Source organism: Streptomyces sp. WAC06614, from assembly GCF_003949795.1.
Taxonomy (GTDB): domain Bacteria; phylum Actinomycetota; class Actinomycetes; order Streptomycetales; family Streptomycetaceae; genus Streptomyces.
In genome coordinates this window covers 1-23,302 of record NZ_RPRY01000091.1, presented here as the reverse complement: position 1 = coordinate 23,302, position 23,302 = coordinate 1, and the positions used below count along the sequence as shown (strand labels likewise).

At 74.1% G+C, this 23,302-nt stretch carries 20 protein-coding genes and 2 pseudogenes; 8 read left to right on the top strand and 14 right to left on the bottom strand.

All coding sequences use genetic code 11. The features are described 5' to 3' along the window. Positions 1–1,158, bottom strand: a 1,158-nt coding sequence (locus EF918_RS15050) for an FAD-binding oxidoreductase (protein WP_148141232.1), incomplete at its 3' end; no start/stop codon positions are given. An 89-nt stretch (positions 1,159–1,247) separates the two neighbouring features. Here EF918_RS15050 and EF918_RS15045 point away from each other — a divergent pair. Then, entirely contained in the window at positions 1,248–1,892 is a 645-nt protein-coding gene (locus tag EF918_RS15045; protein ID WP_125645793.1) for a TetR/AcrR family transcriptional regulator, read from the top strand. 10 nt (positions 1,893–1,902) lie between these two features. Here the strand turns inward: EF918_RS15045 and EF918_RS15040 are convergent, their stop codons facing one another. The 5 genes from EF918_RS15040 to EF918_RS15020 all read right to left on the bottom strand — a co-directional run bounded on the left by EF918_RS15040 (position 1,903) and on the right by EF918_RS15020 (position 5,099). Continuing rightward, entirely contained in the window at positions 1,903–2,322 is a 420-nt protein-coding gene (locus tag EF918_RS15040) for a hypothetical protein (RefSeq protein WP_125645791.1), read from the bottom strand. A gap of 156 nt (positions 2,323–2,478) precedes the next feature. Next, complete coding sequence (locus tag EF918_RS15035) at positions 2,479–2,931, bottom strand: hypothetical protein (RefSeq protein WP_221889716.1); 453 nt, start codon at positions 2,929–2,931, stop codon at positions 2,479–2,481. Next, entirely contained in the window at positions 2,928–3,374 is a 447-nt protein-coding gene (locus EF918_RS15030; protein WP_221889715.1) for a MarR family winged helix-turn-helix transcriptional regulator, read from the bottom strand. Before EF918_RS15030 ends, EF918_RS15035 begins: the two co-directional genes overlap by 4 nt. A 57-nt stretch (positions 3,375–3,431) precedes the next feature. After that, complete coding sequence (locus tag EF918_RS15025; RefSeq protein ID WP_260610213.1) at positions 3,432–4,733, bottom strand: serine/threonine-protein kinase; 1,302 nt, start codon at positions 4,731–4,733, stop codon at positions 3,432–3,434. Between the two features lie 63 nt (positions 4,734–4,796). After that, a complete protein-coding gene (locus EF918_RS15020) occupies positions 4,797–5,099 on the bottom strand; it encodes a hypothetical protein (protein ID WP_125645789.1) in 303 nt (100 codons plus the stop codon). 259 nt (positions 5,100–5,358) lie between these two features. Here EF918_RS15020 and EF918_RS15015 point away from each other — a divergent pair, with 259 nt between their 5' ends. Both EF918_RS15015 and EF918_RS15010 read left to right on the top strand, forming a co-directional pair. Next, positions 5,359–8,256 (top strand): NACHT domain-containing NTPase, encoded by a 2,898-nt coding sequence (locus tag EF918_RS15015; protein WP_125645787.1) that lies wholly within the window; start codon positions 5,359–5,361, stop codon positions 8,254–8,256. A 169-nt stretch (positions 8,257–8,425) separates the two neighbouring features. Continuing rightward, on the top strand, positions 8,426–10,024 hold the full coding sequence (locus EF918_RS15010; RefSeq protein WP_125645785.1) for an MFS transporter: 1,599 nt from the start codon (positions 8,426–8,428) through the stop codon (positions 10,022–10,024). On the opposite strand, the gene EF918_RS15005 is transcribed toward EF918_RS15010, so the two are convergent. Beyond that, positions 10,002–10,544: a hypothetical protein gene (locus EF918_RS15005; protein ID WP_260610215.1), complete on the bottom strand. Its 543-nt coding sequence runs from the start codon at positions 10,542–10,544 to the stop codon at positions 10,002–10,004. The two genes, EF918_RS15010 and EF918_RS15005, sit on opposite strands and share 23 nt — an antisense overlap. 105 nt (positions 10,545–10,649) lie before the next feature. Continuing rightward, positions 10,650–11,471: an alpha/beta fold hydrolase gene (locus EF918_RS15000; protein WP_125645783.1), complete on the bottom strand. Its 822-nt coding sequence runs from the start codon at positions 11,469–11,471 to the stop codon at positions 10,650–10,652. Between the two features lie 53 nt (positions 11,472–11,524). On the opposite strand from EF918_RS15000, the gene EF918_RS14995 reads away from it, so the two are divergent. After that, the gene (locus tag EF918_RS14995; RefSeq protein WP_125645781.1) at positions 11,525–12,787 is read left to right on the top strand and encodes a chloride channel protein; all 1,263 of its coding nucleotides are present in this window, start codon (positions 11,525–11,527) and stop codon (positions 12,785–12,787) included. A 122-nt stretch (positions 12,788–12,909) separates the two neighbouring features. Here the strand turns inward: EF918_RS14995 and EF918_RS14990 are convergent, their stop codons facing one another. After that, positions 12,910–13,293, bottom strand: a complete 384-nt coding sequence (locus tag EF918_RS14990; RefSeq protein ID WP_125645779.1) for a peptidase inhibitor family I36 protein — start codon at positions 13,291–13,293, stop codon at positions 12,910–12,912. 356 nt (positions 13,294–13,649) lie between these two features. Here EF918_RS14990 and EF918_RS14985 point away from each other — a divergent pair, with 356 nt between their 5' ends. From EF918_RS14985 to EF918_RS14975, 3 genes are all read left to right on the top strand, one after another. Then, positions 13,650–14,522 (top strand): hypothetical protein, encoded by an 873-nt coding sequence (locus EF918_RS14985; protein WP_125645777.1) that lies wholly within the window; start codon positions 13,650–13,652, stop codon positions 14,520–14,522. Positions 14,523–14,715: 193 nt separating this feature from the next. Continuing rightward, positions 14,716–15,516, top strand: coding sequence for a phytanoyl-CoA dioxygenase family protein (locus tag EF918_RS14980; RefSeq protein ID WP_125645775.1), 801 nt, complete (start codon positions 14,716–14,718; stop codon positions 15,514–15,516). Between the two features lie 29 nt (positions 15,517–15,545). Next, positions 15,546–16,460 carry an AraC family transcriptional regulator gene (locus tag EF918_RS14975; protein WP_125645774.1) on the top strand — a complete coding sequence of 305 codons (915 nt, stop codon included), beginning with the start codon at positions 15,546–15,548 and terminating at the stop codon, positions 16,458–16,460. Here EF918_RS14975 and EF918_RS14970 read toward each other — a convergent pair. The 3 genes and pseudogenes from EF918_RS14970 to EF918_RS14960 all read right to left on the bottom strand — a co-directional run bounded on the left by EF918_RS14970 (position 16,444) and on the right by EF918_RS14960 (position 18,977). After that, entirely contained in the window at positions 16,444–17,241 is a 798-nt protein-coding gene (locus tag EF918_RS14970) for a heparin lyase I family protein (protein ID WP_125645772.1), read from the bottom strand. The two genes, EF918_RS14975 and EF918_RS14970, sit on opposite strands and share 17 nt — an antisense overlap. A gap of 90 nt (positions 17,242–17,331) precedes the next feature. After that, positions 17,332–18,228: a trans-aconitate 2-methyltransferase gene (locus tag EF918_RS14965; protein WP_125645770.1), complete on the bottom strand. Its 897-nt coding sequence runs from the start codon at positions 18,226–18,228 to the stop codon at positions 17,332–17,334. A 252-nt stretch (positions 18,229–18,480) separates the two neighbouring features. Continuing rightward, positions 18,481–18,977, bottom strand: a pseudogene (locus EF918_RS14960) (VOC family protein). A 256-nt stretch (positions 18,978–19,233) separates the two neighbouring features. On the opposite strand from EF918_RS14960, the gene EF918_RS14955 reads away from it, so the two are divergent. After that, positions 19,234–19,611 (top strand): hypothetical protein, encoded by a 378-nt coding sequence (locus tag EF918_RS14955; protein WP_185921751.1) that lies wholly within the window; start codon positions 19,234–19,236, stop codon positions 19,609–19,611. Between the two features lie 124 nt (positions 19,612–19,735). Here EF918_RS14955 and EF918_RS39290 read toward each other — a convergent pair whose 3' ends face one another. After that, the gene (locus EF918_RS39290; RefSeq protein WP_369009094.1) at positions 19,736–20,332 is read right to left on the bottom strand and encodes a DUF5958 family protein; all 597 of its coding nucleotides are present in this window, start codon (positions 20,330–20,332) and stop codon (positions 19,736–19,738) included. Between the two features lie 1,612 nt (positions 20,333–21,944). Beyond that, a pseudogene (locus EF918_RS14945) lies at positions 21,945–23,219 on the bottom strand (MFS transporter); the annotation flags it as partial. Between the last annotated feature and the right edge of the window lie 83 nt (positions 23,220–23,302).

Here is a 23,302-nt window from a genome sequence, read left to right as displayed (position 1 = left end):
GCCCGCACCGGCCCCTTCGGCGCGGGCGTCCGGCGAAGGGCCGGGGAGGGCCGGCGGCGCGGACGCCCGCGCGGCAGTCCCGCCGCAGGAGCGCGCGAGGTCGACGGCCTGGCCGAGCCGGCCGTCCACCGGCCCGTCCGCCGACTCGAACCCGAGCACGAGCATGGCGCTGCCGTCCCCTGCGGCACCGGCCAGCCCGGCCTCCCCGGCGTCCAGCAGACGGCAGTTGGCCGGCATCAGGTCCGACTGGGCGACCAGCCGTACGGCCTCCAGCGCGTCGGCGAAGTCGGCGAAGGCCACCGCCGCCGACGCCTTGTGGACCGGCCGCCGCTGCACCCGCACCCAGGCCTCGGTGATCACCCCGAGGGCGCCCTCCGAGCCGAGGAACAGCCGGTCGGGGGAGGGGCCCGCGCCGGAGGCGGGCAGCCGCCACGAGGCGTGCACGCCCGCCGGGGTGACCACCCGCAGGGACTGCACGAAGTCGTCGATGTGGGTCCGGCCGGTGGCGTAGTGGCCACCCGCACGGGTGGCGAGCCAGCCGCCGAGCGTGGAGAACTCGAAGCTCTGCGGGAAGTGCCGCAGCGTCAGACCGTGCGGCCGGAGCTGTTCCTCCAGGTCCGGGCCGAGGGTCCCGGCCTGGATCCGGGCCGCCCGGCCCACCGGGTCGACCTCCAGCACCCGTCCCATCGCGGTCAGGTCCAGCGAGAGCACGGCCCGGTGGGCGTCGCCGCGGTACTCCACCCCGCCCGTGACCGACGAGCCGCCGCCGTACGGCACGACGGCGACCTCCCGCTCCCCGGCCCACTCCAGCAGGTCGGCCACGTCCTGCTCGTCCCGGGGCCGCGCCACCAGGTCGGGAACCCGCCCGAGCCGCCCGCGCAGGGCGCGTACGACGTCGCGGTACGCCTTGCCCATCGCGTGCGCGGCCCGGTCCGCGGGGTCGGCACGGACCAGGCGGGCCAGGCTCGCGGGCGCCTCGACGGCCGGGGCCGGGAGGTCCAGGTCACCGGTCCGCGGCACCGGGAGCGGGCGGGGGAGCGAGCCGGGTATCAGGGCGCCCATCGCGACGCACTCGGCGTCGTCGGGATGCGCGTCCGCCCAGCCCCAGCCCCACCAGGAGCGGACGCGGGAGGCGGACGGCGGAACGGTCTCGGCCATGGAGGCACTCCAGGGGTAGCGCTGACGCGGCGCACCGGCCGCACAGGAAACTTACCTAGCGGTAAATTACCTACTGATAATATCCCTGGATGGCAACCCCCCGTTCGAAAGCCGGTACCAAGGGAGTCCCCCGCCGGGACCGCGAGCAGCAGATCCTGACCGCGGCGACCGAGGAGTTCGGGACCCGGGGCTACGCGGCCGCGTCCCTCGCCGCCGTCGCCGCCCGCGTCGGCGTCACCAAGACGCTGCTGCACCAGTACTTCGGCACCAAGGAGGACCTCTACGTCGCCTGCCTGACGCCCGTCGGCGACCGCCTGCTCCAGGCCGTGCGGACCGCGATGGACGAGACCGCCGCCCGGACCCCGGCACCGCCCACGCCCCTGCGCGTGCTGGGCGGGATCTTCACCGCGCTCGACGGGCAGCGGGAGGCCTGGTTCGTCCTGTACGACACCACCCTGCCCCCGGGCGGCGAGGCCGCCCGCCGGGCCGCCGGCTACTGGTCCGCCATCGACGCCCTCGCCGCCGAGGGCACCGCCGACCTGCTGCGCGCCGCCGGCACCACCGACCCCCTGGACGCCGACGCCCTCAAGTACGTCTGGCGGGACCTGGTCGCCACGCTCGTGCGCTGGTGGGTCAAGCACCCCGACCAGTCCCCGGAGGCCATGACCCACCGCTGCGCCCGTCTCTTCGCGGCCGCCGCGGCCGTCACCGGCGGGGCGCGTCCGACCGCGTGACCCCGCCCTCTCAGAGCACGGCGACCGTGAACGGGTTGTCGACGTAGCTGCCGCGCAGGTCGTAGGTGTAGACGGTGACGGCGTTCTCGCCGCACAGGGAGTTGGGGGCCGTGCTGAAGCTGCGGCGGTTGGTGTTGGGCAGCTCGACCTGGACCACGCTGAACTCCAGGTTGACCTCGTCGCCGACGTTCACGCAGTACCGCCCGGTGTGGACGTGCCGCACCCAGTCGACGTTCTTCGCCCGCAGCAGTACGCCGGTGGCGGAGACGTCGGCGGCCGCCTGGACGTAGGGCGAGGTGATGGGTGTGGGGCCGGCGGCCGCGCCGGCGGGGCCGGCGAACGCGCCGGTCAGGGTGAGCGCACCCAGCAGGGCAGCGGAAACGTTTCGGCGGGCAGGGCGGACGTGAGGGGAACGGCGGGTACGGCGCATGGGTCACACTCCGGGGCGACTGCGGCCCACGGCGGACCGCGTACGGTCTTCCACCCTCGCCGACCCGCCCGCCGACGCCTCCGCCACGCCGACGGGCATCCGCCAACCGGGCCCGAACGTCACCCGCCTGGCCGGGAGCGGTGCCCGGGGCGGGACTCAGGCCGACGTCCGCTGCCAGGGGAACGGTGCCCGGTCGGGCTGCACCCAGCCGGTCCTGGCCGGGGCCGCGGCGAGCGTGGCGGGGTGGTAGAAGCGGGTGAGCAACTTCTTGTCCAGCAGGTCCGGATGCCGGTCGGCGAAGCCGTCGAAGTCGGGCTCGGGGTCGTCCGTCCCGCCGACGTGATGGCCCACGAGCTCGACCCAGGCCCGGCTGACGGTGGCGTGGTACTTCTGCGGAGCGCCGGCGTAGCGGGCCGTTTCCCGGATGCCGTCGCTGACGAGACCGACCGCCGCCGTCGTCCCGTAGCGGCGGACGGCGAGCCAGGTCAGGTGGACGTGCTGACGGTGCCCGAAGTGCTCGGAGCCGGCCATCACCTCGTCCATCAGCTCCGCGAACGGCGACGGCCTGCCCGTGCCCGTGCCCGTGCTCGTAGTCGTCTTCGGGGTCATGTGGGCGTTCCTTCCTCGACCAGCTTCTCCAGGACCGCGTGGAACCCGGCGAGGTCCTGGGCGGACAGCCCGGCCAGCGCCCGGTCCTCCAGGCCGGCCAGCGTCCGGGTGACCACCGCCGCGGCCTCCCGCCCGGACCCGGTGAGCTCGACGAGCACCGTACGGCGGTCGCCGGGGCGCCTGCCGCGGGTGATGTGCCCCCGCCGCTCCAGCCGGTCCAGCACGCTGGTCAGCGTGGTCGGACGGCTGCCGACCGCGGCCCCGAGCGCGGAGACGGTCCGGCCCTGGCCGTCCGCGAGGTTGGCCAGGGCGTTGATCTCGGCGGCGGTGAGGTCGAGGTCGGCCAGTTCGGTGGTGATGAGGTGCAGCGTGGCGTGCGTCGCCCGCTGGAGGGCGAGCAGCGCGGACCGCGGTGGGGGAGGTGGGAGGGACGGCGTGTTCACGATATCGGATCATACGATATCGGATTAACGAATGCAATGACGGGTGCCCGGGGCCGCTCAGGCAGGTTTGACGCACAGCACCCAGGCGGGTGGCCCGGCCGACTTCAGGACGGCGGTGTCGGCGTCGACGACGGCTCCGGGGACGCGGCGGCACTCCGCGGGGTCGCTCGTTCCGTCGATGCGCTTCACCACGACGAAGTGACTGTTCCCGAACATCGTGAAGGGCAGGGCACACGGCTCGGTCTTGGCCACGTCCGCGTACGTGTACCCGTACTTCGCGCGGTCCGCACGGGTGTCGAACCAGAGGCAGTCACCCGCCTGCGCATCCTTCGCATCCCCTCCGATCACATACACGAACAGGCCTGCGTAGCCGAACAGTCCGACGATCGCGACGATCAGGGTGGCGCTCAGGAGGCCGCCCGCGCTCCTCCAGCGAGGAGCCGTCCTCGGCACACGGATCCGCTCCGACCTCCGGGTGACCGCCTCCGTTTCCACGGGGGGCAGGGGCGTCGTGGGCGCCCCGTCGAGCCGGCGCAGCGCGCGGGCGACGTGGGCGGCGTCCGGGTACCGCTGCGCCGGATCCTTGCGCAGCAGTTTCAGCACGAGGGTGTCCCAGGCGGCCGGCACGCGCTCCGACACCGAGCTCGGCGCGGGCGGCTCCTGCGTGAGGTGGGCCGAGAGGTGGCTGACGGTGTCGGGTGCCTGGAACGGCAGCCGGCCCGTGATCAGTTCGAACAGGACACAGCCGAGCGCGTACAGGTCGCTGCTCGGCTCCGGGAAGCCGCGGGCCTGTTCGGGGGCCATGTAGGGCGGGGTGCCCACGATGAAGCCGGTCCGGGTGATGCGGTCCGCGGTCGCGTACGGGTCGGCCGCCCGCGCGATGCCGAAGTCGAGGACCTTCACGTGGCCGGCCGGGGTGATCAGGACGTTGGACGGCTTGATGTCCCGGTGCATGATGCCGGCGTCGTGCGCCGCGGCCAGCGCGTCCGCCATCTGCGCGCCCCACCGTGCGGCCTCCGGTAACGACACGGCCCCCCGGCTCAGCAACGCGTCCAGGCCCTCGCCGCGCACCAGTTCCATGACCAGGAACGGCACGCGGTCGTCCCCCGTCCCGGTCTCGCCGAGGTCGTGGAGGGTCACGATGTTCGGATGCTGAAGCTGCGCGGTGATCTGCGCCTCGCGCAGGAACCTGGCGCGTGCGTCGTCGCCCCGGCTGCCGCCTCCGGCGAGCAGGGAGATCAGCTTGACCGCGACGGACCGGCCGAGCCGCTCGTCGTGCGCCTCCCAGACCTGCCCCATCCCGCCCTCGCCGAGCTGCCGCACCAACCGGTAACGACCCTCAAGGAGTTGCTCCTGCACCGCCCCGCCTCCCTCGTCCCCCGACCCTTCCCCCGGCACCTTCGCACACCGGCCCGAGGAGGATCACGCCTGCGGCCGGTCCGGTGCGTCCTGCCCCGGCGCGGACCCGTCGTGCGGACGCCTGACCGCGCGGAGGTGGCCCAGGGCCTGCCGGCTGGGCACCGTGCCGAGGAGCCGGTCCTCGTGCACCCCGCGGCGCGCCTCGTTACGGGCATTCACGAGCGCCTCGGCCCGCACCACCAGCAGCGCGGCGAACGCCAGGATCGCGACGAGCCACCACGGCGCCTCGGAGGCCGCCCCCAGTCCGGCCGTCGCCAGGCCGCCGAGGGCGGGGAGCAGACGTGAACCTGTCGGAAACGTACTCATGTGCGGGCTCCTGAGGTCGCTCGGGTAACGGATCCCCCAAACCTGGCGGTTGTCCGTACAGACGGCGTTCCGGTCGCCAGGATGGGAGCGCCGGGGTGGGCCTACGGCCCGCCGCACCGCACGGCGCAGCGCTGCGCCGTGACGGCGGGCGACCCCCGACGACCACTGTTCTACGGCCCGTCGCAACCCGCTGACCAGGCCTTTCCGGCGGCTGTGAACGAATGAAAGACAATGAACGGTTCGCGAAAGAGGAGAGCGGATGCCACGACCTGCCGGCACCCGGTCCAGGGGGCCCAAGCGCCCCGATCCGGCCATGGCCGCGCCGGAGTTACGCGTCTGGGCGGCGCTCATGCGCCGGGTCCACGACGAGCTGTACCAGGGGCTGGAACCGACTGCCCGCCCCACCGTCACCGCCCTGGCCCGGTCCGCCGACCTCAGCGTGTCCTACGTCTCCGAGTCCTTCTCCGGCAAGAAACGCCCCCGGCTGGTCCCCTTCCTGTGCATGGTCGAGGCCCTGGGCGGTGACCGCGCCGAGTGGGAGCCGCGCTGGCACAAGGCCTGGGCGGAACAGCCGAGCGTGCCGACCGCCCGCAAGGCCGGGCCGCCGCCGGCCGAGTCCAAGGCTGACGTCGAGGCCGAGGCTGACGTCGAGGCCAAGGCTGACGTCGAGGCCGAGGCCGAGACCGAGGCCGAGGCCGCCCCGGCACCGGGCGCGCCCGCCGCAACGAGCCCCGCGCCGGGCATCCGGCCGCCGGGCTCCCCGCCACCGGGCATCCGGCCGCCGAGCACCGAAACCCCGCAGCCCGAGGCCCCGGAGCCCGACACCTCCGAGGCCGGGTCCCCCCAGCCCGACGTCCTGGCCGGAGCCGGTCTGCGCCGGTACCCCCTGCGGCGCCTCGTCCGGGCCGTGGTGGCATGGGTGGTCATGGCCGTGACCTGGCCGGTGCGCGCGCGGCGGGACTCGTACGCGATACGGCTGCGCCGCCGGCTCGTCAAGCAGGTCAGGGACCGCACGGCCGTCGAGCTCGGCCGGGCCGAGGTCCACCACTACCTCACGCCGCGGTTCACGGTGCTCACCGAGCCGGCCCCCGTGGCCGCCCCCACCCCCCGCGGACGTCGGGGCGCGAAGACCCGCCCGGCGGCCGCGCCCGTACCGGTGCCGACCCACGAGACCGACGTCCGCGCCCTCTACGGGAAGTCGGACGAACTGGTGGTCCTGGGCAAGCCCGGCATGGGGAAGACCACCCAGCTCGCCCGGCTCGCGCACCGGCTGGCCGTGGAGGCGCTGGAGGGCCCGGACGACCGGGAACCCCTGCACGTCCCCGTCTACCTCCGGCTGGACACGTACCGGGGCGAGCCCATGGAGGAGTGGCTGGTCGCCGCCATGAGCGAGCAGTACCGCGGCGTCTCGGGCGTGCTGGTGCGGACCTGGCTGAGCGAACACCGGCTGCTCCCCGTGCTGGACGGCCTGGACGAGGTACCGGAAGGGGACCGGCGCCGCTGCGTCACCGAGCTGCGGAGGCTGCGCCGGTCCTGCCCGGGCACGGCCGTGGGCTGCCGCACGGACGAGGCCGACCTGCGCCGTCTCGCCGAGGCGCTCCGCGCGCTCCGTTACGTCGAGATCGAGCCGCCGAGCGAACGGGACGTCGAGGAGTTCCTCGAAGCGGACCGCGACGCCCTCGCCGACGTACGCGCCGCGCTGGAGCAGCACCCCGACCTGTGGCCGCTGTTCCGGTCGCCGATGATGCTCAACTTCATCCGCCTCACCTACCGCAACCGGCCCGCCGACGACCTGCACCAGAAGGGCAGCCTCGAAGAGCGCCGCAGCCGGATCTTCGACGCCTACACCCGGGAATGCCTGCGCCGGGACCGCCCGCGGCCGGACGGGGCGCCCGAACGGACCCTGACCTGGCTGACCTCGCTCGCCCGGACCCTCACCGCGCGCAAGGAGCACGTGCTGTACCTCGACAGGCTGGACCTCACCTGGCTCAGCCCCCGGGAACAGATCCTCCCGAAGGTCGTCCCGACCGTCGCCATGGCCTCCTGCGCCCTGGGACTTCCCGTGGCGTGGCTGGCGGTGGCGGTCCGGGCCGGGCTGGTGCACACCGGCGTGCGGGACGCCGGAGCGCTGGCCCTGGCCATGGCGGTGAACGTGGGCACCCAGGCGTACCAGTCGGAGAAGCACTTCCTGAAGACCCGCAAGGACGAGGAAGCCCAGCGCCGCACCGCCCCGCGCGGGACCCCGCAGCGCCGCAACCCGCAGGGCCGCGACGCCCGGCGCGGGACCCCGCAGCGCCGCAACCCGCACCGCGGGGCCGTCACCGTCCCGATGATGACCAACGCGCCCATGATGCTCCTCATCCTCTGGTGGCTGCTCTACGTCGCGAAGGCCGATCTGACCTCCCCCGGCTGTCTGCTCGTGGGCCTCGCCTACCTGTGGGTCGCGGTCACCCAGATGGAGGCCTCGTACACGCAGGTCTTCCAGCCGGTGGAGCAGATGCGCTGGACCTGGCGGCAGCGGGAGATGATGGTCCACTCCTCACCGCTGCGGCACTTCCTCACACGCGGCATGCTGTCGGTGGTCGTCTGGACCGCGCTCATCTGCCTGCTCGGGTACGTCCTGCACCTGCTGTGCCCCGACCCCACCTGGCTGGCTCCGACCGCCTCCCTGTTCCTCGGGACGGTCTACGTGTTCGGCAACCAGTTCGAGCCCTCCCTGCAGGAGCGCCGTCCCCGCCCCAACGAGGGGATCCGCCGATCGGCGCGGTTCGCCCTCGTCCACGGGCTCGTGGGGCTGGTCGTGGGCGGCCTCGGCCTGCTGGTCCTGATCGGCCTGGCGGCGCCGGGGAACGGCCTGCACCGCGCCGTCCTCGTCGCCTCGCTGCTGGGCGCACTGTTCGCGGTGGTCCGGGGGTTCCGGTTCGGCGGTCTGGCCGTCGTACGGCACTGGACGATCCGGGTGGTCCTGGCACACCGGGGCCGCACTCCCTACCGCTTCCGGCGCTTCCTGCACGGGGCGGAGGAGCGGGTGCTGCTGCACCGCACCGACAGCGGGTACTTCTTCCCCCACCGCCTCCTGCAACTCCACCTGAACACCACAACCGAGGAGATCCTGCCCCGTATCACCCGAGCACCGCAGCCGGCCGGCCCCGCCTAGCCGGGGGCCGAGGGGCCCGGTGCTGTGGACCGTACGGGCCATATCCGCGCCGCGGCGGGCCGCGATGCCCCGGCCCGGGCCTTCGGCTCCGTAGGGTGGGCCGCCCACGGTCGTCGTCGGTCGGCCCGGCCGCCCGGGCACCACGGCCGGGCAGGAGGGAGGTGGCGCCGTGCGGCGATGGAAGGCCCTGATGGTCCTCGGCACCGCGCAGTTCCTGATGGTGCTGGACACCGCGGTCATGAACGTCTCCATCAGCGCCCTGGTGGACGACTTCGACACCGACGTCACCGCCATCCAGGCTGTGATCACGCTGTACACGCTGGTCATGGCGGCGTTCATGATCACCGGCGGGAAGATCGGCGACATCGTCGGGCGGCGGCGGGCGTTCACCCTGGGCCTGTGCGTCTACGGCCTGGGGTCCGGGCTCACCGCCCTCGCACCCGAGCTCTGGGTCCTCACGGTCGGCTGGTCGATCATCGAGGGCCTGGGGGCCGCCCTGGTCCTGCCGGCCCTCGCGGCGCTCGTCGCCGGCGCGTACCAGGGCCGCGAACGGGCCGTCGCCTACGGTGTCATCGGCGGGCTCGCCGGAGCCGGCATCGCGATCGGGCCGCTGCTGGGCGGCTGGGTCACCACCTACCTCACCTGGCGGGTGGTGTTCGCCGGCGAGGTGGTGATCGTGGTCGTGCTGCTCTGCCTGGTCGGCTGGGTCACCGAGCCGCCGCGGCCGGCCCGGGCACCCCGCCTCGACGGCATCGGCGCGGCCCTGTCCGCCCTCGGCCTGGGCTGCGTGGTGCTGGGCATCCTGCAGAGCTCGACCTGGGGCTGGCTGCGGCCCAAGGACCCGCCGTTCACCGTCTTCGGCTTCGCCCCCACCCTGTTCGCCGTGGCCGCGGGCGGCCTGCTGCTGTGGCTGTTCCGGGTCTGGGAGCGGCGCCGGGAGGAACGGGGCGAGGACCCGCTCGTCAGCTTCGCGCTGCTCGGCGTCCCGCCCCTGCGGGCCGGACTGACCATGCTGCTCGGTCAGAACCTCGTCCTGCTCGGCCTGTTCTTCGTGATCCCGCTCTACCTCCAGATCGTGCAGGGGCTCAACGCGTTCGAGACGGGCCTGCGGCTGCTGCCGGTCTCGGTCACCATGTTCTTCTCCGCCCTGAGCGGCCCTTTCCTCAGCAAGCTCGCCGGCCCGCGCACGATCGTCAGGATCGGGCTGCTGGTCCTGCTGGCCGCCATCCTCTGGCTGCTCTCCACGATCCGGCCGGACCTCCACGAGGCCTCGTTCGCCTGGGCGATGGCCCTGCTCGGCATCGGCATGGGTCTGCTGGCGTCCCAGCTCGGCAACGTCGTCCAGTCCAGCGTCGAGGAGAGCCGGCGCAGTGAGGCGGGCGGTCTGCAGTACACGGCACAGAACCTGGGCTCCTCGCTGGGCACCGCACTCATCGGTTCCCTGCTCATCGTCGCCCTCTCCAGCGTGTTCGTCCGCCAGATCGAGCAGAACCCCGCCATCTCCGACGCCGTACGCCAGCAGACCGGTGTGGTCATCGAGGGCGGGATCAGCTTCCTGTCCACCGACCAGGTGAGGGCGGCCACCGCCCAGGCGGGCGTCCCGAAGGCGGAGGCGGACGCCTACGTCGCCGAGTACGCGGACGCGCAGATCGCCGGCCTGAAGGCGGCGATCCTGGCCGTCGGCGCCATCACCCTGGCCTGCTTCCCGTTCACGCGCCGGCTGCCCGACGAGCGGATGGCCGGTGTCAGTGCGTCAGGGCCGTCTTGAGGCCGATGATCATCACCCCGAGCACCAGGCTCGCCGCGGCCGCCAGCAGCACCAGCCGGCGCGGCGCACCCGAGCGCACCGCCCCGGTGATCGCCCAGCCGACCTCGCACACCACGGCCACGGTGAGCGCGAACCACATCGTCCCCGGATCGTCCAGACCGAGCGGCCGGCTCAGCGCGACCGCCGCGGCGGGCGGCAGGGCCGCTTCGATGAGCGGCCGGTGCTCCGAGCAGACCTTGCGGAACTCGTGCCGGGTCAGCGGTTCGTTGGCGAGCGACCGGCCGAGGAGCTGTGCGAAGACGTGGGCCGCCCAGAACACCACGGCGGTCCCCAGCAGGAGCAGGATGAGCTGCACCTTCGGGAAGTTCCCGAGGTCACCGGCCCCGACGATCACGGACGCGGCGAGCAGGGACCCGTACACGGCCCCCGAGTAGTCGAAGCGCACCGCGCTGCCCGCCCACCGCCGACGACCTCCGGCGCGCTCGCCCACCGTGCCCGGCTCGCGCCGGTTGGCATCCATGCTCACGAGGTGACCTCCTGACACCATTGACCTCCACCGCGGGGCGGGCCGCACCGCACGGCGGCCGAACCGGTGGCGGGGCGGCGGGTCCGTCACGGCGAGGACTCAGCCGGACGGCGTACCCGCCGACGGCCCGCCCGGCGCGCCGGGCGCCGCACGGAGGACGGGGAGCATCGTGTCGACCGTCTCCTGGGCGAGATGGTCGAGGATCATGCGGTTGACCCGGGCCGGCTGCTCCAGCGGGACCAGGTGGGAAGCCCCGGGGAGCACCGCGAGCCGGGCGTCCGGGATCGCCCGGTAGAGGGCGGTGGTGTGCTCCAGGGTCACCAGGTCGTCGTCGCCGGCCATGACCAGGGCCGGCGCCCGGACGCGGGCCAGCTCCCCGGGGGTGAGCGTCGGTCCGGTCCGCCAGGCGGCGACCATCTTGTCCACCACCACGGGCCAGTGGTCGGCCCCGTCGGGCGTGTCGGCCTCGTACAGCTCCCGCAGGAACGCCAGGCCGGGACCGTCCGGATCCATCGCGTCGAGCATCGCCGGTACGGCGAAACACTCGGGGGCGGGCCGGAAGTTCGCCCCGATGACCACGACCTTGCGGACCAGGTCCGGACGGGCGAGGGCGACGAACAGGGCCACGATGCCCCCGTCGCTCCAGCCGACCAGATGTGCGGGCCCCGCGACGACCTGCTCCAGGAAGGCCACCGTGTCGGCCGCCATGTCCTCGTACGTCAGCGGGCCCTCGACGTCCGGGGTGTGCCCGTGGGCGCGGCGTTCGGGCAGGAAGAGGCGGTACTCGGCGCCGAGATCGGCGCGCTGCGCGCTCCAGGTCCCGTTGGTGCACAGACCCCCGTGGAGCAGCAGCAGCGGATCGCCGCTCCCCTCGGTCTCGTACCAGGTCCTGACGCCCCGGAGGTCCGCGTAGTCACCCATCGTCCCCGACACCTCGACTCCCCGTTCCTGTTTGCCCCGCTTAGGATAGTTTCATGCCGGGTGACGATCGTTCCACCGAGCGGTGGTTCCGCTTCGGAGCCGTGGCTGTCGTGGTGGGGGTGGGGGCCGGCGTCGGCGGGGCCCTGCTGGTCCTGCTGCTGCACGTCGTGCAGCACACGGCGTTCGGCTACACGGAAGGCTCGTTCCTGAGCGGGGTCGAAGCGGCCTCGCCGGTGCGGCGCCTGGTGGTGACGACCTCGGCCGGCGTGGTGGCGGGGCTCGGCTGGTGGCTGCTGCACCGCTACGGCCGCCCCCTGGTCGGCATCGAGGACGCGCTGTCGAGGGACCGCCCCCGGATGCCGCCGCTGACCACCGTCACCCACGCGGTGCTGCAGATCGTCACGATCGGCCTCGGCTCCCCCCTGGGCCGGGAGGTCGCGCCCCGGCAGGTCGCCGCCGTTCTCGCCGACGGGATCACCCGCCGCACGGGGCTCTCCCCGCACCGGTGCCGGATCCTGCTGGCGTGCGCGGCGGGGGCGGGACTCGCGGCGGTCTACGACGTCCCCCTCGGCGGCGCCGTGTTCACCCTGGAGGTGCTGCTGGGCACCTGGGCGCCGGCCGCCGCCGTGCCCGCCCTGCTCACCGCCGGCCTGGCCACGCTCGTCGCCCGGGCGGCGGTGCCGGACGAACCGGTGTACCGGCTGCCGGACCTGGACTTCAGCAGCTCGCTGCTGGTCTGGGCCGTACTGGTCGGACCGCTCGCGGGCGCGTACGCGTACGGGTTCTCCCGCCTCGCGGCCGCGGCGGGCAGGAGGGCGCCGCGCGGCACCGCCCTGCTCCTGACCGCACCCGCCGCGTTCCTGTGCGTGGGCCTGCTCGCCGTACCGTTCCCCCAGCTGCTCGGCAACGGCAAAGGACCCGCCGAGGTCGCCTTCACCGCCCAGCCGGCCCTCGCCCTCGCCGTCGTCCTGCTGGTGCTGCGCACGGTGATCGTGCCGCTGTGCCTGTGGTCCGGGGCGTACGGCGGACTCCTGACGCCGTCGTTCGCCAACGGGGCGCTGCTCGGTATCATCGCCGGCCGGCTGTGGGAGGCGCTCTGGCCCGGAACGACGCTGGGGGCCTACGCCGTCGTGGCCGCCGGGGCGTTCCTGGCCGCCGCCCAGCGGATGCCGGTCACGGCGGTCGTCCTCGCGGTCGAGTTCACCGCCGCGCCGCGCGGGGTGCTCGTGCCGCTGCTGCTCGCGGTGGTGGGCGCGTCGGCGACGGCCGCCCTGCTGCGCAGGGCCCGTACGGCGACGGCCGCTTCCCCGGGCTGACGCACAGCCCGGGGAAGCGGCCCAGCGGGCCGGTTCACCGCATCCCCCGCCCGGCCCGCTCCTCTGTGGTGGCGTGTGACCTGTGGTGTGGGGCGCGCGATGATGCCGCGCGCCGGGCCGGATCAGCCGCAGTTCACCCAGGTGTTGGACTTGATGTAGTGGGAGGCGTTGTCGGAGGTCCTGGACCCCTTCGGGATGATCCCGCTGCTCCCGCCGCGGTTCTTCTCCGAGTACCACGTGAAGTCGCAGGAGGAGCCGTGGTTGTACCAGGACTTGAAGTTCTGGAAGACCGAGTACGGGGTCAGGTCGTTGTTGCTCCCCGCGACCTGCTGCCGGTGGCCGGTGTAGTTCTGGCCGGACCAGACGCAGAAGTACCCCGACGGGCAGTCCGCGGCCGCCTGCGGCGAGGCCGGTGCCGCACCGGCCGGCCCCGCGGTTCCGGCGAGCAGTCCACCGGCCAGTACGACGCCCCCGGCCACGGCTGCGAACTTCTTGCTCACGCACATGCTGCAAGCCCCCTTGTGGTGAGTGGGCCGACCGCCCCGGTCGGCTCGCCATCGAGACTGCGCTGCGGGCGGCCCCGGCCGCTACGACCGCCGTCGAAGTGACGCCGCCGCGGGACGTCCCACGCGCTGACCTGCTGGGACGCGCGCGCGGGTGACGGGACGGTGGGACGGCCGGGTGGTTCTTACAGAACGCTGACGTGGGCCCCCGGAAGCTCCCACAGCGTGCTCCGCGCGCTTAGCGTGATCGTCAGATCGGGAGATCGACGGGTCTGGAGCCGGTCGGCGCGAGCGTGCGCCGGACACCGCTGCCTTCCCGCCCTCCCGGAAACCGTGAACCTCGCGAGAAAGTCGGGAAGATGACTGTGGAGACTGTCGAGACGCGTCCGGTGTGTGCCTACCCGGGGTGCACGGAGCACGCCGAGGCCCCGACGCCCGACGTCCCGGCGCCTCGTTACTGCGCTCACCCGGAGCACAACGCACTCGGCGCGTTCCGTAAGTTCCGTGCCAAGCGGCAGGAGCGCAAGGAGGAGAAGCGCGTGGCGGCCGAGGCCAAGAAGGCGGCGAAGGCCGCCGCCGGGGCACAGCCCTGCGCCGACGCCGGGGCCGCCCACGGCGGGGCCATGGCCGCCCACGGCGCCCCGGCACACGCCGTCGCCGCGCCCGCCGTCGCCGAGCCCGCCCCCACCGGTGCTGCCCCGACCGCTGCCCCTGCCGAGGGGGACGGCGGAGTGGGCCGGCGGGACGACCTCGTGGCCCTGATCTCCCAGCTGGCCACGGAACTGCCCGGCTACATAGAGGAGCTGGCCATCATCACCGACTCGGCCGCCGCCGAGGCGCGCATCGAGACGGTGACCAAGGCGTCGGCCCAGCGCACCCTGGCCGCCGAGGAGCGCACCACCCTCGCGGAGGAGGCCGCGGAGCAGGCCGTCGCCGAACTCGACGAGGCCAAGCGGAAGTTCGCCGAGGAGACCGAGCAGATCCGCCACGAGGCCGCGCAGCAGGTCGCGGACGCCGCGGCGGTGCGCGCCGAGCTGGAGCGCTACCGCGAGCGCGTCACCCAGCTGGAGGAGCGCCTGGACAAGGTCCGCGAGGAGGCGGACGCGGCCCGCCGCGAGCGCACCGACCTCGCCCTCCAACTCGACCGCCCCACCGAGGAGCCCGCCCCCGCGTGCGCCTGCGGCGCCCCGGCCGGCACCGCATGCGGGTGCGCCGTACCGCAGGCGGTCTAGACCGGCCGCACGGGGCGGGGCGGGGCGGGCCTGTTCCCGCCGCGGCGGGAACAGGCCCGGCCCGGGCCGGCTCCACCCCGCCGCGCGCCCCGCCCCGCCGGCTCGAGGACCACGACCCGCGGCTTCACCACCCGACAAAGGCGGTGCGCAAAACATCGGGTGGCCAGGACCGGGGCCACCGCACGATGGGGGCATGGACGACACGACCTTGGTGACCCGGTTCCTCCGCGACGGCTACGTCAAGCTGGAGGGCGCCGTAGCCCCGCGCGTGGCCGCGGACTGCGCGCGGCTGTTGTGGCGGGAGACGGGCTGCGACCCGCAGGACCCCTCGACGTGGACGCAGCCCGTGCACCGGGTGGGCGGCATGGCCCAGGGACCGTTCGCCGCCGCCCCCAACTCACCTTCCCTGCACCACGCGTACGACCTGCTCGTGGGCCCGGGACGCTGGGAGCCGCGCTATTCCCTGGGCACGTTCCCCCTGCGCTTCCCCCACCCGCAGGAACCGGACGACGCCGGCTGGCACGTCGAGGGGAGCTATCTGCCCGAGGGCGAGCACTGGTACTTCACCAATCTGCGCTCCCGGGGACGGGCGTTGCTGATGCTGTTCCTGTTCAGCGAGGTCGGTGCGGAGGACGCCCCGACCCGGATCCGGGTCGGCTCGCACCTCGACGTGCCGAAGGTCCTGGAGGCGTACGGGGAGGACGGAGCGAGCGGGCTGACCCTCGGGCCCGACCTCGCGGCGGCCTCCGCACACCGGCCGCTCGCCCTCGCCACGGGGTCCCCGGGCGACGTCTTCCTGTGCCACCCCTTCCTGGTGCACGCGGCGCAACCGCACCACGGGACCCGCCCGCGCTTCATGGCCCAGCCGCCCCTGATGCCGGCCGCGCCGTACGTCCTGGAACGGCCCGACGGCGACGCGTACTCGCCCGTGGAGATCGCGATCCGCCGGGGCCTGGGCCGGTCCGCTCCCGGCCCCGACGGCAGCGCAGGATAGAGGGGGAGAGGGAAGAAAGGAGGCCGGGCGTGCTGGACCGGTTGAACCAGGCCATGGAGCACATCGAGCGCCATCTCGACCAGGCCGTCGACGGCCAGGAACTGGCACGGATCGCGGCCACCTCGGAACACCACCTGCGCCGGATGTTCTCCGCGCTCGCGGGCATGCCGCTGTCGGAGTACATCAGGCGGCGGCGGCTCACCGTGGCGGGCGCCGACGTCCTGGCGGGGCGGGAGACGTTGCTGGAGATCGCGGTGCGGTACGGCTACGGCTCGGGCGAGGCGTTCGCGCGGGCGTTCCGTGCCATGCACGGCATCGGACCGGGCGAGGCCCGCCGTACCGGTGCCACGCTCAGCTCCCAGCCCCGGATGGCCTTCCGCCTGACGGTCGAGGGGAGCAGCAGCATGCGCTACCGCATCGTCGACCGGGCGGACTTCACCGTCGTCGGCTTCAGCACCCGGGTGCCGCTGGTGCACGAGGGGCCGAACCGGTCGATCATCGCGTTCGTCCGGGGGATCGCCCCGCGTGCGCTGGAACTCCTGGACCAGCTCTCGGACCAGGAGCCACGCGGCGTCGTCGCGGTCTGCGACGGCATGGACCCCAGCCGCGCCGAGGGCACGGCACTCGACTACCACCACGGCGTGATCACCTCCGCACCGGCTCCGGAGGGCATGACGACCCTGGCCGTCCCGGCCGGCACCTGGGCGGTGTTCACGACCTCGGGGCCGGCGCCCCGGGCCGTCCAGGAGCTGTGGCGGGACGTGTTCACCGAGTGGTTCCCGTCGAACCCGTACCGCACCCGCCCCGGCCCCGAGATCGCCCGTATCCGCCTGTCCCCGGACGGGACCGAGGCCGACGCCGAACTGTGGCTCCCGGTGGAACCGGACCACGCACAGGAACGCCGCCCGCCCGTCCCCGTCGCCCCGGCTAGGAGCCGCTGGTGAGTTGGTACGCGCGCAGGTTGCGCAGCAGCAGGTAGCTGTCGCGCAGCGAACCGGAGGTGTCACCGAGCGAGCGGTAGATGCCCCACTTGGGCCGGACCCGGTCGGCCAGGAACGTGTCGACCCCCGTCTTCCTGGCGTCCACGACCGTCTTGCCGCCGCTCTTCACCACCCAGCGCACGGAGCCGGAGGTCCCGTCGCCGATCTTCATCTCGTACTCGATGTCGATCCACTTGTTCTGGAGCGGCTCCAGGTCGGTCCGGCCGACCAGGACGTCGCCGGCGATCACCTTGTTCTCGATGGTCTGCACCCCGTCGACCCGGCGCAGCGAGGTGACCGTGATGGGCGAGGTGCCGGTGCCGGGCTGCTTGGTCTGCATGATGTGGGTGAAGGTCGTCGTGGCCTTCAGGGAACTCGGTAGGTACATGGAGTACGTGACGCGCCAGGTCTCGCCCCGGCGCCACTGGAGGTACCCGGACGAGGAGGTCCGGTTGCCGGTGACCTCCTGGCGCTGCCGGTCGGTGGACGAGTCGCGGTCGATCATGTGCATGTCAAATCGATAGGAGTCGCCCGCGACCTTGATGTGGGGGGCGCCCCCGGGATGCGAGTCCGCGCGGTCGTCCTCGACGGTCTCGAAGGCGCCGAGCCCCGCCGAGGCGGGCTCGGCCGACCAGCGCAGCTTCCAGGTGGGCGCCGCCGCCGCGGAGGCGGAGGGCGAGGCGAGCCCGCACGCGACGAGCGCGAGTGCGGCGAGTGCGACCGGGAGGGAGCGCCGATGCGTCATGGATCACCCCTGCGTCGTGTCTGTCGGTAGATGGCCCTCATGGTGCCGGAGCGCCAATAGGAAGTAAATATTCCTAACAGACGTTACCCTTCACGTCGTGGGGCGTCCGACGGGCCGGGTGCCCCAGGCCGTCAGCATGCCGGCCGACAGCGCTGCGCAGGCGTCGGAGTCCAGGTAGCGGATCGCCGCGTCCACGGTCGCGTCGTCGACCAGGCCGGTCGCGAGCATCGCCGGCCGGCTGCGCTCCCACGTGTCCGCCCAGAAGCGGCTGATGGGGCTGCCCGGCACCAGCGGCGGTACGTGGATCTCGGCGGCGACGGGCACGAGTCCCGCCGCGCGCAGCAGGTGCGGGTACGACGGAACCCAGGAGACGTCGGTGCCGATCGTCTCCCGCAGCCCCCGCCACATCGCCCGCATCACCTCCGCGTACGGCGTGTCGGGCGTACGGCGGTCGCTCGTCAGGTCGACGGCGTCGCTGAGCACCAGCACGCCGCCGGGTGCGACGAGCTCGGCCAGCGCCGTGATCAGGCGCTCGTGTCCGGTCAGGTGCATCAGGACGAACCGGGCGTGGACGAGCTGGAACCGGCCAGGGCCGAGGTCACGGGCGGCGCCGGGGGCCGTGATGTCGGCCTCCCGCACGTCGAGCCCCGGCACCGGGCGCGTGGTCAGGAACCGTACGTCACGGTCCACGGCGAGCACGCTCGTCACGCCGGCTTCGTCCAGCAGCCGACGGGAGACCGTGCCGGTGCCGGCGCCCACGTCCAGGCAGTGCCATCCCGGGCCGGCCCCGAGTGCGCGCAGCCGTGCCATGGTGACGGCGTCGTAGGCGAGCGCACCGAAGTCGATCCGCTCTCCCTCGCCGGCCTGCCCGGGCGGGAACACGTCCTCGCCGTAGCGCCCGCCCCCCGCCGGAGCCGGGTCCGGGCTCACGGGGGCGTCGCCGTGTCCGGGGGACTGCCTCGACGGGCCGTCGAGCGGTGGTTCCATGGCCGGACCTTCCCGTGCGCAGGGGGCGCTGCGGATCACTGCGACGGCACCGATGGCTGCGACGGCGCCGACGGCTCGGTGCCGCGTCCCGGCGGCACCCCGACCGATCCTGCCCGCCCCCGGCCGCCCGTCCGGCCGAGGCGCGCCCACGACTGAGCCCATCGGCCCAAGGCCTCCGGCCCAGGCCCCGGCAGCGGGCGGCATGCCGGGCCCGCGGTGCCGCCGCCGGGGCCCGGCTCGGGCCCGGTCGCCTCAGTCGTCGGCCGGTTGGGGCAGGTCACCCTTGGCCGCGCCGGGGTCGACGAGGGTGAAGGCGGCGCCCTGGGGGTCCGTCAGGGAGGCTGTGCGGCCGAACGGGGTGTCCACCAGGCTCGGAGCGGACGACGGTGCCGAGCGCGACGGCGCGCCGCACCGCCGCGTCGCAGTCGTCGGTCGCGAAGCACACGTTGAGGTACGGCGTCGCGCCGCCCTCGCCGTCCTGCGCCGTGACCGCGTACCGCCCGAGCACCGGCTCACCCCCGAGGTCGAACAGCCGGTAGTCGATCTCCTCGCCCGCCATGTGCTTGCCGCGGTACGGGGAAGACGGCCGCGAAGAACCGGTCGGACTCCTCGGGTCGGTCGGTCCAGATCTCGGCCGCCTTCTCGCCGAAGGTCCAGCCGAGGACGTCACCGTAGAGGGCCTTGGCGCCTTCGAGATCGGTGAACATCGCGTCGGCCCACCAGGGAGTGCCTTCTGCTCGTACCGCCATGGCTCCGCATCCTCCCTGCTCGGGGGTGTGCCACCGACGACCCGGTCCGCGAGGACGGGGGGCGGCCGGTCCGCCGTCCCGCAGCCGTCGGAGCCGTTGCCCCGGCGAGCGCGAGCAGCACCGCCCGCCCCTACCTGGGAGAGGCCATGCCCGGCACGCCAGAACACCCGTACGCCCGGACGGGCGAGTTCCGTGCCACGCCCGCCGTACGGGCCAGGCACCCGCGCGGGCGCGGCGGCCGGGCTACGCTCCCCGGATGGAACGTGCGGAGATCCTGAAGCGAGTGATCGGCATCCTGACGGAGGTCCAAGAGATCCGTAGGGCGGCGGAGGCGGAGGAGGACACCGGAGCGGCCGAATCGGGCCCGGACGTCGTCACGGAACTGCTGAACGAGATGCTCCCCTCGATCAGCGTCCCGGCCGACGCCACCCCCCAGGAAGTCGTCCACCTGGTCGCCACCGCCCTGGGCCCCGCCCTGCAGACGATGGTCGCCGGCTTCAGCCTGGCCTTCACCAGCCTGGCCATGGCCCACGACACCGGCCGCCAGGACGTCACCTCGGTCGACGTCCTACGGACCCTCGCCCTGGAGGTGGAAGCGGGCTGGTACGACGAGGACTCGGAGGACCAGGGGTAGGGACCGCAGAGCTCTTGACTCGACCGAGCCCCGGGTGCTGCCCTCGATCCAGAACAGCTTCTTGTCGCCGACGGGGACGGCGTCGAAGATCGCCTGCACGTCGGAGGGCTTGGTCAGTGCGTCGTCATGCACCTGGGTGATGAAGGTGGGCAGAAGACGCGCTGCGCATCCTGGCCGGCCGGGCCGCCGGCCACGTCCCCGCGCCGCCCGAGCGATCCCCGCGTAGGACGAGCAAGAGCAGGCCGGAGCCGTGATCACCTCGACGGCACAGACCTCTACTCCCGGCCTCCGCCCGGCGACGCCCCTTCCGGAACATGCCTCCTGACGCGGGTCCGATCGCCGGCGGCAGGTGGTGCCAGCTGTGTCCGCAGGTGCCCTTGCAGGACGTCTCCCTGCGTCGGGCGTCGGCGACGGCGAACACGCGGACGAGGACCCGGAACGCCTTCACGTGTTCGTCGGCGGGCAGGCCCCAGAACGCGTAGCGCGGCGGGTCCATGCAGATCATCACCGCGGGATCGGCCGTGGGCTTCACTCCGGAGCGGGTCACGCCCGCCCGGCCGTCCGCCGGCGTGAGGTGTGCCTGCATCGCGTAGCCGGAGACCTGCTGCAGGACGTCCCGCCGGTCCGCAGGGGAGAGGCCGGAGAACCAGGCCGGCCCGTCGTCCAGGGTGCGCAGGCCCTGGGCGATCTCGTTGACGACGTGCTCGGTCGCGCGACGCAGGTCGCGGCCTTGGCCGTCCTCGGTGCTGTCCCGGTCGTCCCTCGGTCCCGTCCTACCGCCCCGCCGGGGCGATCGCCCGTTGCCTGGCTTCGAGTTCGGGGGCGGTGAAGACCGCCGACGCGGTGCGCAGGAGAGGGGCCAGTTCCTGGGGGGTGGCCTGGCCGGTGTGCCAGGTGGCGCGCCAGTCCCAGGCGCGTATCGCCGTCGTGGCCCAGGACCGTAGCTTCGGGTCCGAATCCCCGAGCAGGGTCACGCACGCGCGCAGTTCGTGGATCCCGCCCTTCTCGCGCAGCAGCCGGAAGGCGGCCCGGCGGGTGGCCAGGGGCCGCCGGGTGAGGCGGCCGGCGAGGTGGTCGGGGTCCAGCCAGGCCGCCCACGGGAGCAGGCTCAGGGCGGCCTCGCCGGCCACGGACGGCGCGTCGTCCAGCAGGGCCAGCAGGACGTCCTCGTCCACCACGGCGTCGAGCCGCCGCAGCCCGGCGAGCGCGGCCGCCCTGACCGGGCCGGAGGCGTGCTCCAGCAGCTCCCGCAGCAGCGGTTCGTCCCGCTCCGCCTCCTCCTTCGCCCCACCGCACTCGACCAGCCCGGCCACCGCGTACCGCGACGGCCCCGCCGGATCCGCGAGCAGCCAGCGGTAGTGCGTGCGCGGGTCGCCGCCCTCCTGGGCGACCAACCGTCGCGCGCAGGCCCGTACGAGGCGGGAACGGTCGTCGAGGAACCGCGCCGCCTCCGCGGCCCGCCCGGCCCCGGGCAGGGCGGCGACCCCGGCCGCGCGCACCAGCGGCTGCATCCCGCCCAGCAGGGCGTCGACCGCCCCGTCGTCCGGCACGCCGAAGTTCAGGGCCGCCACCGCCGCGTCCGTCCAGAGCCGGGCGATGGCCGGGTCGGTCTCGACGGCGGCTCCCCGCGCGAGGTCCCGTACGGGAAGAGCGCGCCGGACGACGGTCACGCGGGCGGCGAAGCGCCGCGTCGGGAGGTGGCCGCGGTAGCGGAGGGCGGCCAGTATCGCATCGGCCTGCTGGCGGCCCGGCCGCGCGAGCAGCCCCACCCGCCACCACTGGGCCAGGCGCGGCTCCCGCGCGTGCAGCGCCGACTCCAGCAGCTCCAGCGCCCAGGCACCGTGCTTGCGCCCGGCCATCAGGACGACGGTCCCGGCGGCTTCGAGCACGGTGTACATGGGGTCGGAGACCAGGGCGCCGAGCAGCACGCGCCGGGCCCGGTTCCGTACCGCCGGAACCCGGTCCGTGCAGCGGATCACCACGAGCGGGAGCACCGCCGACACGTACGAGGCGCGCAGCGCCGCCTCCCGGAGGTGCCCGTCCGGGTGGCACAGGAGCAGTTGGAGGGGGATGCCGGGGCCGCCGTTCGGCCCGACGATCCCGTTCGGGGTACTGAGTCCTGTCGTTGTTCCTGTTCCTGTAGCTGTAGCTGTAGCTGTAGCTGGACCCCTGCCCGGCCGCCGGCCTGCCGTGCGCAGGGATCGGCGCACGTACGTGTCGAAGGCAGTCCACGACTCCGGCGCGTGGAGCGGGATTCCGCCGAGGGGTGCCTCGGCCGCGTCCTTCCGGGTCAGCCCCTCCAGCCCGTTCCGTCCGTCCGGTCCGGGCAGCCCGAGGGCCGTGCGCGGCCCGAGCAGGCTGCCCAGGACGCCCCACACGGCCGTGAGCAGCGCGGTCGCGGCCTTGGCCGTCACCGCCCAGGCGGACAGCGTCCGGGCGACCCGGTCGGTCGGGGTGCGCTGGAGTCGGTAGGTGGCGTGGACGGGGTTGAAGACGCCGCAGCAGAGGACGATCCCGAACTCGACGCCCATCACCAGCAGCAGCCCGCCGGTGCCCGGCCCCACGAAGGCCAGGCCGACGGGCCAGAGCGCGCGCAGCGCCCCGGCCGCGACCAGGACCCGGTGCTGCCCGAACCGGTCGACCAGCGGCGGGGCCAGTCGCGCCCCGAGCAGCCCGCCGACCGCGGGCACGGCGAAGGCGAGGCCGTACTGCCACGGCGTGAAGCCGAGCCGGCCCAGCATCAGGACGGTCAGCAGGGGAGAGGTGGCCATCACCAGGCCGTTGAACAGGGCGGTGTTGAGGAACAGCGGCCGCAGCGTCGGGTCGGCCAGGATGCCGCGCCAGCCGTCGAGCAGGCCGCCGGCGCGCCGGGGCGGAAGCGGACCGGGACTGTCCCCTTCCGCCTCCCCGCGCCCATCCTCCTCCGCCTCCCCTCGCCCATCCTCTTCCGCTTCCCTGCGCCGAGCGTCAGCGTCCCCTTCGGCCTCGCCGTGCCGCCCGCGCGGCGCGCACACGGCGCGCACACGTCCGTGACGTGCCGGCCGTGGCTCGTGCCCGCCCGCCGCGCGGATGCCCAGGGCGGACAGCAGGTAGCTCACCGCGTCCGCCGCCACCGCGGCCACCGGACCGAGGAGCCCGGTCGCCGCCCCGCCCAGCGGCGGTCCGACGACCGTGGCCGCCCAGGCCGTGGACTCGAAGCGGGCGTTGGCCACGAGCAGGTCCTCGGCCGGCAGCAGCGTCTTCAGGTACGCGCCGGAGGCGGCCCGGAAGGTGATGTCGGCCGCGGCGACCACGACCGAGACCAGCAGCAGGTGGACGAAGCCGAGCACGCCGAGCGCGTACGCGGCGGGGACGGTCAGCAAGGCCGCGCACCGCGCGAGGTCCATCGCGATCAGCACCGGCCGCTTGCGGCGGAACTCCACCCACGGACCCAGCGGCACCGCCACGGCCGCGCCCACCGCAGCCCCGACGGAGGACAGTGCGGCCACTTCCGCCGGTCCGGCGTGCAGCACCTGGACGGCGATCAGCGGGAACGCGCCGAAGGCGAGCCAGGTGCCGAGCGCACTGGTCCCGTACGCCCCCCGGAGCAGGCCGAACGACCGCCCCAGGTGCCGACGCCCACCCCGGCCACCCCGGTCACCACGCCCGGCTTTCCCGCCTCGCTCGCCCTGCCCGTCCGAGGTTCCTACGG